At 64.3% G+C, this 13,724-nt stretch carries 15 protein-coding genes, 1 tRNA gene and 1 pseudogene; 8 read left to right on the forward strand and 9 right to left on the reverse strand.

The features are described 5' to 3' along the window. The first annotated feature begins 187 nt into the window (after positions 1-187). Positions 188-2,056 (forward strand): alkaline phosphatase family protein, encoded by a 1,869-nt coding sequence (locus tag AB7M16_RS04990; RefSeq protein ID WP_172783256.1) that lies wholly within the window; start codon positions 188-190, stop codon positions 2,054-2,056. A 56-nt stretch (positions 2,057-2,112) separates the two neighbouring features. Here the strand turns inward: AB7M16_RS04990 and AB7M16_RS04995 are convergent, their stop codons facing one another. Then, complete coding sequence (locus AB7M16_RS04995) at positions 2,113-2,685, reverse strand: hypothetical protein (RefSeq protein ID WP_172783255.1); 573 nt, start codon at positions 2,683-2,685, stop codon at positions 2,113-2,115. Positions 2,686-3,077: 392 nt separating this feature from the next. Between AB7M16_RS04995 and AB7M16_RS05000 the strand changes: the two genes are divergently transcribed. Next, entirely contained in the window at positions 3,078-3,737 is a 660-nt protein-coding gene (locus AB7M16_RS05000) for a peroxiredoxin (protein WP_172783254.1), read from the forward strand. A gap of 114 nt (positions 3,738-3,851) precedes the next feature. Here the strand turns inward: AB7M16_RS05000 and AB7M16_RS05005 are convergent, their stop codons facing one another. Next, positions 3,852-5,582: a methyl-accepting chemotaxis protein gene (locus tag AB7M16_RS05005; RefSeq protein WP_172783253.1), complete on the reverse strand. Its 1,731-nt coding sequence runs from the start codon at positions 5,580-5,582 to the stop codon at positions 3,852-3,854. A gap of 169 nt (positions 5,583-5,751) precedes the next feature. Between AB7M16_RS05005 and AB7M16_RS05010 the strand changes: the two genes are divergently transcribed. Both AB7M16_RS05010 and AB7M16_RS05015 read left to right on the forward strand, forming a co-directional pair. Next, on the forward strand, positions 5,752-7,143 hold the full coding sequence (locus tag AB7M16_RS05010) for a cryptochrome/photolyase family protein (protein WP_453947128.1): 1,392 nt from the start codon (positions 5,752-5,754) through the stop codon (positions 7,141-7,143). Between the two features lie 66 nt (positions 7,144-7,209). Beyond that, entirely contained in the window at positions 7,210-7,503 is a 294-nt protein-coding gene (locus AB7M16_RS05015) for a histone (RefSeq protein ID WP_172783251.1), read from the forward strand. 123 nt (positions 7,504-7,626) lie between these two features. Here the strand turns inward: AB7M16_RS05015 and AB7M16_RS05020 are convergent, their stop codons facing one another. After that, positions 7,627-8,499: a DMT family transporter gene (locus AB7M16_RS05020; RefSeq protein ID WP_172783250.1), complete on the reverse strand. Its 873-nt coding sequence runs from the start codon at positions 8,497-8,499 to the stop codon at positions 7,627-7,629. 97 nt (positions 8,500-8,596) lie between these two features. Further along, the gene (locus AB7M16_RS05025; RefSeq protein ID WP_157280506.1) at positions 8,597-9,043 is read right to left on the reverse strand and encodes a hypothetical protein; all 447 of its coding nucleotides are present in this window, start codon (positions 9,041-9,043) and stop codon (positions 8,597-8,599) included. 299 nt (positions 9,044-9,342) lie between these two features. Between AB7M16_RS05025 and AB7M16_RS05030 the strand changes: the two genes are divergently transcribed. Continuing rightward, positions 9,343-9,606: a hypothetical protein gene (locus AB7M16_RS05030; RefSeq protein WP_172783249.1), complete on the forward strand. Its 264-nt coding sequence runs from the start codon at positions 9,343-9,345 to the stop codon at positions 9,604-9,606. A gap of 24 nt (positions 9,607-9,630) precedes the next feature. On the opposite strand, the gene AB7M16_RS05035 is transcribed toward AB7M16_RS05030, so the two are convergent. Continuing rightward, complete coding sequence (locus tag AB7M16_RS05035) at positions 9,631-10,092, reverse strand: host attachment protein (RefSeq protein ID WP_453947130.1); 462 nt, start codon at positions 10,090-10,092, stop codon at positions 9,631-9,633. A 69-nt stretch (positions 10,093-10,161) separates the two neighbouring features. Further along, positions 10,162-10,284, reverse strand: a pseudogene (locus AB7M16_RS05040) (DUF3775 domain-containing protein); the annotation flags it as partial. Positions 10,285-10,352: 68 nt separating this feature from the next. Here AB7M16_RS05040 and AB7M16_RS05045 point away from each other — a divergent pair. From AB7M16_RS05045 to AB7M16_RS05055, 3 genes are all read left to right on the forward strand, one after another. Beyond that, positions 10,353-10,547, forward strand: coding sequence for a hypothetical protein (locus tag AB7M16_RS05045; RefSeq protein WP_453943301.1), 195 nt, complete (start codon positions 10,353-10,355; stop codon positions 10,545-10,547). 109 nt (positions 10,548-10,656) lie between these two features. Beyond that, positions 10,657-10,932, forward strand: a complete 276-nt coding sequence (locus AB7M16_RS05050) for a hypothetical protein (RefSeq protein WP_172783245.1) — start codon at positions 10,657-10,659, stop codon at positions 10,930-10,932. A gap of 245 nt (positions 10,933-11,177) precedes the next feature. Continuing rightward, a complete protein-coding gene (locus tag AB7M16_RS05055) occupies positions 11,178-12,143 on the forward strand; it encodes an AraC family transcriptional regulator (protein WP_260379695.1) in 966 nt (321 codons plus the stop codon). A gap of 67 nt (positions 12,144-12,210) precedes the next feature. Here AB7M16_RS05055 and AB7M16_RS05060 read toward each other — a convergent pair. The 3 genes from AB7M16_RS05060 to AB7M16_RS05070 all read right to left on the reverse strand — a co-directional run bounded on the left by AB7M16_RS05060 (position 12,211) and on the right by AB7M16_RS05070 (position 13,689). Further along, positions 12,211-12,287, reverse strand: a tRNA-Arg gene (locus AB7M16_RS05060). 150 nt (positions 12,288-12,437) lie between these two features. After that, positions 12,438-12,956, reverse strand: coding sequence for a hypothetical protein (locus tag AB7M16_RS05065; RefSeq protein ID WP_172783243.1), 519 nt, complete (start codon positions 12,954-12,956; stop codon positions 12,438-12,440). 160 nt (positions 12,957-13,116) lie between these two features. Further along, positions 13,117-13,689, reverse strand: coding sequence for a hypothetical protein (locus tag AB7M16_RS05070; protein WP_453943302.1), 573 nt, complete (start codon positions 13,687-13,689; stop codon positions 13,117-13,119). Positions 13,690-13,724 lie beyond the last annotated feature (35 nt).

A 13,724-nucleotide genomic window follows, 5' to 3' on the forward strand; every position in this document is an offset into this window, starting at 1 on the left:
GTCCCGGCTCTGCGCCGCAACGCTTCCGCGCTGCGTCGCGTCCGGGACACGAGCGTGACGCTATCACCCCCTCCCCAACCCTCCTGCATCGGCCGGGGCCCTTGTAACAAAACCGTCATGCAGCGAAACTAAACGAAGCTGCGAGCCGCCAGCGCGGCCATGCCGCCTCACTGCAGGAGAGACCTTGATGCGCCGTTCACTGGTGTTGCTGTCCGCCGGACTGGCCGTGCTGTCCACCGGACTTGCCTCCGCCCAGAACAACACGCCCCGCAACCTGATCCTGTTCATTCCGGACGGTCTGCGCGCGCTGAAGGTCACCCCGGAGACGACGCCCGCGATGGCCGAGGTTCGCGACAAGGGCGTCAACTTCAAGAACCCGCATTCGCTCTTTCCCACCTTCACCATGGCCAACGGCTCGGCGATGTCGACCGGCCATTATCTCGGCGACACCGGCGTGTTCTCCAACACGATCTGGACCAACTACACCTCAGTACCCGCCGGCGACACCGTGGTTCCCTTCATCGAGAACGACGCCGTGCTCGGCGATATCGACGAGCATTTCAAGGGCGACTACCTCAACGAAGAGACCGTTCTGAAGATGGCCCGCGACAAGGGGCTGAGCACCGCGGCGATCGGCAAGGTCGGCCCGACCTACCAGTTCGACCACACCGATAAGCCTGAGAAGCCCGGCCTGCACTCGATCGTGTTCGACGATTCCACCGGCGGCAAGAACGGCGTGGCACTGTCGGACGAGGTGAAGGACGCTTTGACCAAGGCCGGCCTGCCCCTCGCCACGCCGCCGCGCGGCGACAATTCCAAGGCGGGCGACGCCAAGACGCCGGGCACCACTGTCGCCAACGTCGCGCAGCAGGCCTATTTTGCCGACGTCGCCACCAAGGTGGTGTTGCCGATGTTCAAGGCGCGCAACAAGCCCTTCGTGCTGGTGTTCTGGTCGCGCGACCCCGACGGCAGCCAGCACAACACCGGCGACAGCCTCAACCAGATCATGCCGGGCATCAACGGCCCGACCTCGATGGCCGGCATCAAGAACGCCGACGCCAACCTCGCCCAGCTCCGCAAGGGGCTCGACGAGCTCGGGCTCGCGGCCTCGACCAACATCATCGTCTCGGCCGACCACGGCTTCTCGACCATCTCCAAGGAGAGCAAGACCAGCCCGTCGGCCAAGGTCAGCTATGACGATACGCCCAAGGACTTCCTGCCGATGGGCTTCCTGGCGCTCGACCTTGCGAAAGTGCTCGACCTGCCCTTGTTCGATCCCAACGACAAGAACGTGAAGATCGAAGGCAACAAGCATCCCAAGGCCGGCAACGGCGTGCTCGGCAAGGATCCCACCAAGCCGGACCTCGTCGTCGCCACCAATGGCGGCTCGGACCTGATCTACCTGCCGAACAAGGACAAGAAGCTCGCCGCGAAGACCATCAAGGCGCTGCTCGAGCAAGACTACGTCTCCGGCCTGTTCGTCGAGGATTCGCTCGGCCGCTTCCCCGGGACGCTGCCGCTGTCGAGCATCAATCTGCGCGGCAAGTCGGCGACCCCGACGCCGTCGATCGTCGTCAACTTCCGCTCCTATGCCAGCGATTGCGGCGAGGCGCCGACCAATTGCTCGGTGCAGGTCGCCGACACCGTGCTGCGCCAGGGCCAGGGCATGCATGGCAGCTTCAGCCGCGGCGATACCATGAACTTCATGGCCGCCATCGGTCCGGACTTCAAAGCCGGCTATGTCGACGAGATTCCGGTCAGCAATGCCGATGTCGGCATGACGGCCGCGCAGCTCATGGGTCTGCGCAGCTCGCACAATGGCGGCCTGATCGGCCGCGTGATGTCCGAGGCCATGCCCAATGGCATCGTGCCGAAGGCCTATGCCGGCACGGTGAAGTCGAAGCCCGCCGAGGGCGGCCTCGTCACCGTGCTGAACTTCCAGCGCGTCGGCAGCCAGCGCTATTTCGATGCCGCTGGTTTCCCGGGCCGCACGCTGGGGCTCGAGGTGGACAAGCTTGGATTGGAGGACCGCAAACAAAAAACGGCGGGGAAATAACCCCGCCGTTCCCTCGCGTCCTCACGTGAGGCGCAAAATCTTACATCCCCAAAATCTTACATCCCAATGTCGAACACGTTCGGCAATTGGCCCGCCAGAGGCAGTGCAGTGGCGCCCAGGAAGGTCGCCACCATCGCCATCAGGCGACGGTTGTTCTGGCGCTTGCCGCGCATCTGGCCGGCAATCCACTCCAGCATCTCGCTATTGACCTTGGAGGCATAGGACGGCGCCCAGCTCTCGATCTCGGTGTCAGCCGACAGCGCGACGCTGCGCGGCGGCACCTTCAGGCCCGAGGCGCTGGCGGCATAATGGGCGACCGCCTTGGCAAGCAGGTCGTCGAACCGGCCGCCGTCGGTGCGTTCGGTCGCGGCCTCGTTGATCTCGAACAGAACTTCGGCCTCGGCGCGGCTGACCGGCTGGTCGTTGACGGCGGTCGCGGTGAGGATGCGCATGCACCAGGCGGTGTCATCGGCATCGAGCGAGCGGGAGAAATGCACCCTTCCCTTGGTGGTCGGGCCTTCGCCCGTGATCACGCCGTCACGCACGATGGAGAGGGCATGGGCTGCGGTATCGCGGCAGGACGGCACGAGGGACGACGACTCGGTAGGCTTAGGCGCAGCGGCAGACATAGTTCACTTCCAGACTTCTTCTGATCGACCAGCATTTTCATGCCGGCGTAAAGGGGTGGTTAACGATTCGATACGGGGATCGCGACTTTTCTAGATGGTTGCCAATTGGTCGCTATCAGGACCAATCTGGTTCTAGACGCGCCGGGGGAGCGTGATGAAAGTCATAAAAGGCATTATCGGGGCAATCGAGCCCCGGGCGGCTCCGGTGGAGATGTTTCGTCGCAGGCGCCGCTGTAACAGAAAGTTGCTGGGAAATCGGCCCTTCGGAGAAAGAATTCACATTTTACTTGAAGCGGTTCACTTGGCGTTCACTTGGGCCGGCCAAGCCCCTATAATGGCTCCGATGGCCGAAGGTGAGTTCTTCAGTAAATTCAACGAGATGAGGTAGAACCATGACACTTCCGATCGGCGCCACCGCCCCCGACTTCGAAGCCGAGACCACCGAAGGGAAGATCAAGTTCCACGACTGGATCGGCAACAGCTGGGCCCTCTTGTTCTCGCACCCGAAGGACTTCACGCCGGTTTGTACGACCGAGCTCGGCGCTCTCGCCAAGCTGAAGCCGGAGTTCGACAAGCGCGGCGTGAAGCTGATGGGCCTCTCGGTCGATCCGGTCGATCGCCATGCCAAATGGTCGGATGACATCAAGGAGACCCAAGGCGCCGCGCCCAACTACCCGATGATCGGCGACATCGATTTCAACGTCTCCAAGCTCTACGAAATGTTGCCGGCCTCGACCTCGGGCGATCCCCTCACCCGCACGCCGGCCGACAACCAGACCGTCCGCAACGTCTTCATCATCGGGCCGGACAAGAAGATCAAGCTGGTGCTGGTCTATCCGATGACGACGGGTCGGAACTTCCAGGAGATCCTGCGCGTCATCGACTCGCTCCAGCTCACCGCCAAGCATCGCGTCGCCACCCCGGCCGACTGGTCGCAGGGCGAGGACGTCATCATCGCGGGCTCGGTCTCCAACGACGAGGCCAAGACGATCTATCCGCAGGGCTGGAAAGAGCCGAAGCCCTACATCCGCATCGTCCCGCAGCCTAAATGACTTTTGGCGGTCGCGGATAGCGACCGCAAAAAGTCATCCCGGGGCGATGCGTCAGCATCGAACCCGGGATCTCGAGATTCCTGGGGTCCAACGGACCGCCTCGACTGCGTGGAATCAGGCCGCGTGCACGCGGTCGAGGAAGCTCTCGACCTCGGCCTTCAGATGCAGGCTCTCGCCCGACAGCGCCTGGGCGGAAGCAAACATCCGGCTCGACGTCTCGCCCGTCTCGCTGGCGCCCTTGGCGGCGTGACGGACATTGACCGCGACATCGGCCGTGCCTGACACCGCCGCGCGCACGCTGGCCACGATGTTGTGAGTCGCGCTTTTCTGTTGCTCGACCGCGGCCGAGATCGAGCCTGCGATGCCGCTGATGCGCTCGATGGTCTGGCTGATCGCCTTGATGGCGGCGACCGATTCCTCGGTCGCAAGCTGCATGCTCTCGATCTGGCTCGATATCTCGTCGGTCGCCTTCGCGGTCTGGCCGGCGAGCGTCTTGACCTCCTGAGCCACCACCGCGAAGCCGCGACCGGCATCGCCCGCGCGTGCGGCCTCGATGGTCGCATTCAGCGCCAGCAGGTTGGTCTGCTCGGCAATCGAGGTGATCAGCTTGACGACGTCGCCGATGCGCGAGCCGGCTTCCGAGAGCTGCGCAATGCGCTGGTCGGTCGCTTCGGCCTGCCGCACCGCCTCGGCGGAGATCTCGTTCGATTCCTGCACCCGGCGGGTGATCTCGGAGATGGATTGGGACAATTCGTCGGAAGCCGACGCCGCCGAACGCACATGCTCGGAGGCGCTTTCGGAAGCTCCCGCCGACTGCGCCGACAGATCGGCCGTGGAGCGCGCGGCGTCGGTGAGTTGTCGCGCTGCGCGCTCGAACTCGCCCGACGATGCCAGCACCTTGTCGAGAATGCCGCCGACACTGCCGCGGAACCCCTCGACGAAGTTGCGCAGCTCGGCCTTGCGCTGCTCGGCTGCGGCGGCGGTTGCCGCCGCCTGCTCGCTGCGCATGCGCGCCCGCTCCTGCGAGTTGCTCTTGAACACCGCGACCGTGCGGGCGATCTCGCCGATCTCGTCGGCCCGGTCCTCGCATTCGATCGCGACGTCGCCCTGGCCGTTGGCAAGCGCGGTGAGCGAATGCGTCACCGAGGTCAGCGGCCGGGTGATGCGGCGGACGACCAGCAGGGTCAGGACCAGCACCAGAAGCGCGGCAAGCCCGGCGGCGGCCGCCATGCTCTCCATCGCCTGAGACAGCATGCCCTCGAACTGCGCCATGGGGATGCCGACATAGAGAATGCCGGCGACCTTGCCGGTGCCATCCGCAATCGGGAAATAGGCGGTCATGAACGTCTTGCCGAACAGCGTGGCCGGCCCCTTATAGGCCTCGCCACGGCGCAGCGGGGCCTGCCCGGGATGATCCGCGGCAAGCTGGGTCCCGACGGCGCGGTCGCCATTTTCCTTTTTCACGTTGGTCGAGCGGCGGACGAACTGTCCGCTCGCCGCGTCGAACACGAACAGGGTCGCGTTGCCGCCGACATAGGACACCGACCGATCGACGATGGCGTGATCCTTGAGGTCGGGCATTTTCGGGATCTCGGCGCGGACCACCGCCCCGTCCCGGATCGTGATCTTGGCTTCGGGAACGGTCTCCGCAAAAGCCAGCGCCAGCGTGCGCAGATTGATCTCGATGTCGCGCAAGGCGCGGTCGTTGAAGGCGGATGTCAGCGACCAATAGCCGGCGCCGACCACCAGCGCCGTGTTCATTGCGATCAGCAGCACCGCGCACAGGACGGCCTTGGTGCCGAGCTTGAACCGCGGCAGGAACTTCGCCGTTAGAAGATTGGACATGGATGGAATGACCCCCGTAATTCCTGCATATTCGTGCAATTGACTTACGGCCGCATTAACGGCGGTTCCCGCCGCCGCGCGCGGTACGGTTTCCAATTGGTAAACGAGGCCCTCCCTGACCCCGCCAAGTCAGCCATCCATCATCGTCTGGTTTCGCGACGATCTCCGCCTGTCCGACCACCCCGCCCTCGACGCCGCCGCCAACTCCCGAGCGCCGGTGCTTTGTCTCTATGTACTGGACGAGGCGGCGGGGCGAGCGCCAGGCGGCGCGGCACGCTGGTGGCTGGCGCAGTCGCTGCGATCGCTCAGTGCCGAGATCGCCGCGCGCGGCGGCTCGCTCGTCCTGCGCAGGGGATCGGCGGCCAAGGTGATCCCAGAGCTGGCGCAAGAGAGCGGCGCCCGCGCCGTCTATTGGAACGAAATCGCGCAGGCGCCTCATCAGGCCGTCGAGCGACAGCTCGAAGCGGCCCTGGCTAAGCTCGGCACGCACGCGCAAAGCTTTCCTGGCGACCTGCTGGTCCCGCCCGCGGCGATCCGCACCAAGGACGGCCGGGGCCTGCGTGTGTTCACCCCGTTCTGGCGCCGCGTGCTGGCGCTCGGCGACCTGCCCAAGCCCCTGCCCGCGCCGAAGCAGCTGCGCCCTGCGCCGCGCGTTGCAAGCGATCGACTGGAGGGCTGGAAGCTCGAGCCGACCGCGCCGGATTGGGCGGGTGGCCTGCGCGAGGCATGGACCCCCGGCGCCGCGTCCGCCCATCTGCGCCTGCGCGACTTCCTCAAGCACACTGTTCGAATGTATCCCGGCGACCGCGATCGCCCGGACCGAGAGGGCACCTCACGGCTGTCGCCGCATCTCCGCTTCGGCGAGCTCAGCCCGCGTCAGGTCTGGCACGCCGCCCGGTTTGCCGCGGCGGAAGATCCGGCACTCGGGCAAGGCGTCGAAAAATTCCTGAGCGAGCTCGGCTGGCGCGAATTCTGCCGCCACCTCCTCCACGATCACCCCAACCTCGCCGCCGAAAACCTGCAGACGAACTTCGATCGCCTTCCTTGGCAGCCCGACAAACAAGCGCTCGCCGCCTGGCAGCGCGGGCGCACCGGATATCCCATCGTCGATGCCGGCCTGCGCGAGCTCTGGCACACCGGGGTGATGCACAACCGGGTGCGGATGGTGGTGGCCTCCTTCCTGGTCAAGCACCTCCTGATCGACTGGCGTCAAGGCGAAGCCTGGTTCTGGGACACGCTGGTCGACGCGGACGCCGGCAGCAATCCTGCCAACTGGCAATGGGTCGCCGGCTGCGGCGCAGACGCTGCGCCCTATTTCCGCGTGTTCAATCCGCAGCTCCAGGGCGAGAAGTTTGATCCTGACGGCGCCTACGTTCGACGTTGGGTTCCGGAACTGAAGGCCCTGCCGGCCAAGCTGATCCACCGGCCCTGGCAGGCGACGCCGATCGAGCTAGCGAGCGCGGGCATCACGATCGGCAAGACCTATCCGCAGCCGATCGTCGATCATGCCAGGGGACGCGAACGCGCGCTCGCCGCCTACGCAAAGATCCGCAAAGGTTGAGCGTCGCTTTGACACAATTTCGAAACCCGCTATCGTCATCGCTCCATACAAACCGTGGGGGACGATATGGACGACGAGAAGCCGATCACCGAACAGGCGATGGAGACGATCACCAGTGCCGTGGAAACGACCAAGGACGCGGCAGTCACTGCAGTCAAGCAGGTGAAGAAAGCCGCCAAGAAGGTCGCGAAGAAAGTAGCGCCGAAGAAGGCAGCCAAGAAGAAGGCCAAGAAGGCTGCGAAGAAGACGACGAAGAAAGCCGCCAAGAAGTCGTCCAAGAAGGCCGCGAAAAAGTCTGCGAAGAAGGCGACCAAGAAAGCCGGCAAGTCGAAGAAGAAGGCCAAGAAGACCAAGCGCTGATCGCACCGTGCAGACGTCTCCGGGTGCGGGCGCGCCCCGGAGACAGCGCACACCTACCCGCGCCGCTTGGCTGCGCGCCGACCCGGATGATGCTCGCGCTCGGGGTCAGGGCTGTGCATGCCGTCAGGACCGCCGATTGACGACGAAGACCGCCGTGGCGCAGAGCGCCATGCCCGCAATGGCAATCGCGTCCAGCTTTTCTCCGAACAGCAGATAGGCCATCAGGGCCGTGACGGCCGGAACCAAATAGAACAGGCTCGCGACCGAGGTCGCCGCGGCGTGGCGGATCAGCCAGTACAACAGCCCGATTGATCCGATCGAGAGCGCGACCGCGAGCCAGGCGAGCGCAAGCACGAACTCCTGCGTCCAGTGCACCACGCGATCCTCGAACAGGAAGGCGCCGATCGCGAAGAAAATGGTGACCGCCACGTACTGCACGAGATTTCCGGCGCGCCAGTCGATGTGATTGCAGTAGCGGCGCTGATAAAGCGTGCCGAGCGTGATGCTGACCAGCGAGACCACCGAGGCGAGCCAGCCGAGCCCGGCTTCGCCGGTCATCGGGCGGTTGTGCAGGATCAGGACCACCCCGCCGAGACCGAGCACGAGCCCGGCCCATTGCAGCGGCGTGACCCGTTCGCCGAGCCAGCGATTGGCAATGGTCGAGGTCAGGATCGGCTGCAAGCCCGGAATCAGCGCCGAAAGGCCGGCCGGAATCGAATGCGCGATCGCAATCGCGGTGCCGCCGAGATAGAAGCCGTGGACGAGGATGCCGGCGACCGCGCTGTGCGCGATGCCTGCGCGGTCCGGCCATTTCGGCCGCGCGATGCCTGCGATGATCGCCATCAACCCGACCACGATCGCCATGCGGATGGCGAGATAGGTCAAGGGATCGGCATTGTTGACGACGTATTTGGTGCCGATGAATCCGGTGCTCCAGAGCAGCACGAACAGGATCGGCGCGGCGCGGGCGGCCAGGGTTTCTTGATTATGGTTCATTGCCGCCCTCATTGCCCGACCGTCGGCCATGCGGCAATGCGAATTTCGTCGTGACGATGTTGCGCTGCGACGGACGATCGCGGTCCGGCTCAGCCGCTCACCATTCTTCCGGACAGGGATTGACGATCTTCCAGAGCTCGACGCCGTTCTTGATCTTTTTCATGTCGGTGGTGAGCCCGCCATTGCGGCGTATCCAGTCCTTCACCGTGTCGGGGTAGTAGGACATGAGATCGGAGGTACCCTCGGCGCTGGTGACCTTGATGCCGAAGGTGAACGCCTTGTCGTAATAGGCCTGGTGGAAGCCGAGGCTCGCGCGCGGCGTCACGCAGATCTTGTTCATCGGCACGATTCCGAGCACGAGCGTGCAGGCCGAATTGCAGATGCCGTCGATGATGACCCGCTCGCCCTTCTCGCGCACCCGCTTGTACTTGGCCTTGTACTCCTCGACATAGCCGCCGTGGTCGCGGGTGATGTGCAGCTCGGCGCGTGCCGGCGTGGCAGCGGCGAGGCAGAGCAACAGCAGACTCGGAAGCGTGATGCGCATGGCGAGATGACGGCGAAGGCCTTCAGGAATGCACCTGACACGAGGGACCGGCAAGTGATCCCCAGGTCCGGCGGCAGAATTCTGAACCGAATAGTCTTTGGTCATACTTGTGTGGGGAATTCGTTAAGCATCCCGAAAAGGCCAAAAATGGGCAGCTTTTGGCCGCATGTCCGGCAATTCTGTCACACCCACACGGAAATCTGCGGCATTGGCATTGATTTCGGCCCCCCGAAGCGATGCCCGACCGCTCGAAATTGCTATAACGGCTGACCTATTCGAGCGGGTTCCGGAGAATTGAGATGAGCAAGTTGACGCGTGTAGCCGCGGTTGCGGCCCTGACGGCTGCGGTCCTGGCCCCTGCCCTCGCCGAGGCGCACGGCCGCCACCGGTACCACCGCTCCTACGCCAACCCGCTGCCCTACCCGATCAGCTACCTGCACAATTACGGCCCCGGTATCACCCCTGGCACCTTCGCATACTATGACGGCCCGGCGACCAACCACTGTTATCGCAGCGCGGCTGCTTATATCGGTCAGGACGGCCGGCGGCACCCCTGCTATTGAGGCGCCGCGGCCGCTGCGGGTCGCTTATTTGGCTGCGCCCGACCGCAGCAATTGCTTCTCGATCTCGTAGACCGGCAGCTTGACGAGGTCCTTGCCGACCTCCCCCTGCAGCGCATTGCGCACGCCTTCCGAATAGTCGGCGCGGATCATGCCGAGCGCGCGCGGCGAGGCCACCATGGTCAGGGCCGTGGTCTCGCCGGAGCTGACGGCGGCATCGAGCCGGCCGGCCAGGCTCCGCAGAAAGGCGCGCTCGGCCTCGTCGTGCCAATCGGTCTGCTCGATCGAGCTGCGTGCGCCGCCGGCTGCGCCATGCAATCGGCCCGGCGCGGCTAACCCTTGAGCGGCGGTCGCGGGATTGGGCTGCTCGTGCACCTCCCTGGTGTGGAGGTTCGGAAACATCTCGTCGCCGAGGTTTTCCAGAATGAGCGCCTTGCGCCCGTCGCACACGACCAGCCAGTCACCCTTGTCAATTCTCATCTTGTCCATTGCAACTTCTCCTTGACACTTGCAGACGCCGCATCCGGCATCAGAGTAGCTCTTCGAGAGATCACCGTCGCCGCGGCCGAGCCAGGCCAGCGCCACGAGATCGATCTGCTCGTCAACATTGAGAGCGCGGATGAAGCCCGCGAGCTCCGCACGGTCGGTGGTTTCGCCGCGCCCGCCGCGGCCGTAGCTCATGTCGTCGTCGCCAGTCCAGGACGACGCCACACCCGCCCGCTTCGCTGTCGGGCCGGCGCGATTTCGAGATGACGAAGAAGACCTTCTCCGGCGAGATCGACAGATCTGGAATGACTTGCATTCAGCTCACCTTGGCCGGCAACAGGCACCACGGCGCTGCCATGACGGTGACAGTAAGAGCCAAGGCAAACTTGCGAATTGCGCAGGATCAAGGTCTAGTCACGGCATCGCCCGGCGATCTACGCCCCGCTGCCGAGCTGTGACTTGGGTCAGCTCGCTGAAGGTTTGTTCATCTGTATTACATTTCGGTTCGGCCACAATTTGATCAGAACAACCTCGATATCCTGCATCGCGTAAGCGGAGGAAGACATCATGAATCTCAAGACTGGCCTTTTGGCCGCGTGCTTGTTCGGCGCCCTCGCTGCATCGTCGACGGCATCCGCCATGCCCATCGCGCCTGCACCTGCGACACCGCAGGTCTCCGGCGTCGAGCAGGTCCGCATGGTCTGCGACGCCTGGGGACAGTGCTGGTGGCGGCCGAACTACTATGGCTACTACGGGCCGCGGCCTTACTACGGCCCGCGGTATTATCGGCCGCGCTATTACGGTCCGCGCTACTATGGGCACTACGGCTATCGCCGCTGGTGACGTTTGAAGGGGCCCTCGGGCCCCTTCGCTTTTGCGAGATCATCTTGCAGAGCGATCGCTGGCCTCGCCGCCGGCGAACCGATGGACCGAGAAGGTTGACGGTGACATTGACCGGACGGTCTTCATGACATGATGTCCGCAATACTACGGCCTGAAATTCCGTTTACTGAAACGCGATGTTTCGGCATTGATGGCGATGCATCGGCGTTCATTTGATTGTCTCATTTCAGCGGCCGGCCAGAATCATGTTGTTGGACAACCTCGTTCCCTCCTCCGCGCTACAACTGATCAGCTTTTCCGATGTCGACGCGTTTCGGCCGGTCGAGACGATGGAGGATGCGAGGAGCATTCCGCTCGACATCCCAAACTTCGCGGCGGCCCGGGCCATCGTTTCCCTGCCGGCGTGCCGCATCATCATGATGAGATCGTTCGCGCGAATCCTCGACACTGCCTATCGCATGCCGGGCGGGATGGTGATCCTGTCGATGACCGACGATCTTCAGGCCAACTTCAAGGGTGTGGATCTGGACGCGCGCTTCTTCGCTGCCCTCCGCGGCAACGATGAGTGCCATTTCGTCGAGCCCCGGACCAATCATCACGCCATGATCATCTTCTCCCCCAAACTGAGAGACCGTGGCTGGTTCGACCGCGCCGACCATTTGCGGGCCCATGTCGCGAATCGGCCCGCCCTGCTCCACACGCGACAGCTCCTGCTCGATATCCTGCGCACCGCGTCAGTGCAGCCGCGCCTGTTCGAGACGACGGAGGTTGCGGCCCATCTCCAGGAAGGCCTGCTGCTCGCGCTCGACGATCTGTTTCGAATCGATCCGATGTCGGATCGGAGCACCTCGGTCCAGGGCGAGCGGGCGATCAAGCTCGTGCAGCGCATCGACGACTACGTCGCGACCTTCCCGACCGCTCCGATCTATACGGCCGATCTCGCCCGCGAATTCGACGTCTCGATCCGCACGCTCGGCGGCGCCGTCAGCAAGGTGCGCGGCATGAGCCTGCACCAGTACATTCGCCTGAAGAGGCTGTGGGCGACCCGCGCCCGCCTGCTCAAGGGCGGCGGCGTCACCGTGACCAGCTGCGCACGTGCCCAGGGCTTCCATCATCTCGGCGAATTTGCGGCGGCCTACCGCGCGATCTTCCACGAGGCGCCCTCCGACACGCTGGCACGCGGACGGCAAAGCGGTGTCCCGGCAAGCTGAGGACGCCGCGCCCTCGCGGCGCTGACCCGTTCGCGTCGTTCCAGAACATATGCGGAACAGAGACGACTGGCGCGCTCGGAAGGATTCGAACCTCCGACCCTCGGAATCGAAATCCGATGCTCTATCCAGCTGAGCTACGAGCGCCCTGGCCCGGGTAGCGGGCCACCGAGATTCGCCGGCCGGCGCTGGCGAGGAGCCAGCTCACCCGACGGCGTTCGGATCGGTTCGAATTAGCAGAGAGGCCGGCCAATAAAAAGCCCTTCCCACCTCGATCGAGGCTGGCCGAAAGCGCCGTTACCAGGTCGTGCTGAAGAGGCCGAAATGCGGCTGCTGCGCGACCAGCATCATAGGACGGCCCGGCTGCGGCGCGGGATGCGTCCGGACGATCTTACGCTTGGGCTGAGCCTGCACCGGAGAAGCTTGAGCCTGGGAAGTCTGGGGCTGAGCGGTCTCGGAGGTCTTGGCCGTGGCGGTCCCGGCCCTCGGCGCCGGCGTGAACTGGGCGAAGGTCTCGCGCACCCGCATCTTGGCCGACATCTCGGCCAGAGCCGGCGACAGGCTTTCCTGTACCGCTGGCTGGGGAGCTGCCACTGCGGCGGTCTGAACCGCGGGTGCGCCAATCGTCGGCTGGCTGGTGTCGAGGACGACACGCTCAGGCATATGACGATCGGACCGGATTCGGATCAGCGGCTGGTCGTTGCCTGCGGTTGCGACCGCATGCGCCACGGGCGGCGCCGGGAAAACGAAATCCGCCGCGAACAGCAGTGCGAGCAAAGCTCCACCGACGAAAATGAAATACCTAAAGATGGGCATTGGCCGCGCTCCGCCCCCCGCACCCCGCGTGGGCTCTCCTCGCCTCAACAGGCGATCTACCAATTGGTTCCTGGCCCAGCCGTTCGGTTCAAATGGTGATGCATGGTTTTTGGCCAAGGACCGCAGAGGGTAACTTTTCAGCTACCGGAACAGGCCGCCTTCATGCGCGGCGTGCCGCAACCAGCGAGCATTTTGCCTGATCGGCATTCACGTTGACGACGCCGATTGGGATACGCACAAAGGTCTTGCGGCTCTTCATGCTGACCGGATCCGCCAGCACGCGGCTGCGGTCGGTCAGATGGCTGCCGTCGCGCCGTGTGAAGGAGCAGACGATCTCGACATCCTTTACGGCATAGTCGTTGTCGTTTCGCAGCGTGAACGTCACCAGGGCTTTGGAGCCGAGGCCGCCGCGACGCCAGGTCTGCGATGAAATCCTGAGACGACCAAGTTCTGCCGTCGCCGGCACCTGTGCTTCGGAGGCCCCCGAGGCTATTGCCGACGCATCGCCGGAGGGAGGCGTTTCAACAGCCGCCAGCTCCGCCCCGACCGGCTCAGCACTGTTGCCCTTGGAAAGAGGCAACAGCATCCAGATGCCGGAGCCGACGATGATAGCCGCCAGCAGCCACAGAAGGGTTCGGCCAAATGAGACGCTTGCGATCGTCACTGCCCGTGCCAGTCGTTCGCCGCTGCCGGCGAAGCGCCCCAATCCGGTTCGGTCGATCTTGGCGTTCATGGATGCCCACCGATCGGAGCCGCAGCACCATCGAA

It is taken from the genome of Bradyrhizobium sp. USDA 372 (assembly GCF_053629095.1).

Bases quoted from the DNA above. Each gene is read 5' to 3' on its own strand.
- AB7M16_RS04990 (WP_172783256.1), top strand. From the start codon at position 188: ATGCGCCGTTCACTGGTGTTGCTGTCCGCCGGACTGGCCGTGCTGTCC.
- AB7M16_RS04995 (WP_172783255.1), bottom strand. From the start codon at position 2,685: ATGTCTGCCGCTGCGCCTAAGCCTACCGAGTCGTCGTCCCTCGTGCCG.
- AB7M16_RS05000 (WP_172783254.1), top strand. From the start codon at position 3,078: ATGACACTTCCGATCGGCGCCACCGCCCCCGACTTCGAAGCCGAGACC.
- AB7M16_RS05005 (WP_172783253.1), bottom strand. From the start codon at position 5,582: ATGTCCAATCTTCTAACGGCGAAGTTCCTGCCGCGGTTCAAGCTCGGC.
- AB7M16_RS05015 (WP_172783251.1), top strand. From the start codon at position 7,210: ATGGACGACGAGAAGCCGATCACCGAACAGGCGATGGAGACGATCACC.
- AB7M16_RS05020 (WP_172783250.1), bottom strand. From the start codon at position 8,499: ATGAACCATAATCAAGAAACCCTGGCCGCCCGCGCCGCGCCGATCCTG.
- AB7M16_RS05025 (WP_157280506.1), bottom strand. From the start codon at position 9,043: ATGCGCATCACGCTTCCGAGTCTGCTGTTGCTCTGCCTCGCCGCTGCC.
- AB7M16_RS05030 (WP_172783249.1), top strand. From the start codon at position 9,343: ATGAGCAAGTTGACGCGTGTAGCCGCGGTTGCGGCCCTGACGGCTGCG.
- AB7M16_RS05035 (WP_453947130.1), bottom strand. From the start codon at position 10,092: ATGGACAAGATGAGAATTGACAAGGGTGACTGGCTGGTCGTGTGCGAC.
- AB7M16_RS05045 (WP_453943301.1), top strand. From the start codon at position 10,353: ATGACGAAGAAGACCTTCTCCGGCGAGATCGACAGATCTGGAATGACT.
- AB7M16_RS05050 (WP_172783245.1), top strand. From the start codon at position 10,657: ATGAATCTCAAGACTGGCCTTTTGGCCGCGTGCTTGTTCGGCGCCCTC.
- AB7M16_RS05055 (WP_260379695.1), top strand. From the start codon at position 11,178: ATGTTGTTGGACAACCTCGTTCCCTCCTCCGCGCTACAACTGATCAGC.
- AB7M16_RS05065 (WP_172783243.1), bottom strand. From the start codon at position 12,956: ATGCCCATCTTTAGGTATTTCATTTTCGTCGGTGGAGCTTTGCTCGCA.
- AB7M16_RS05070 (WP_453943302.1), bottom strand. From the start codon at position 13,689: ATGAACGCCAAGATCGACCGAACCGGATTGGGGCGCTTCGCCGGCAGC.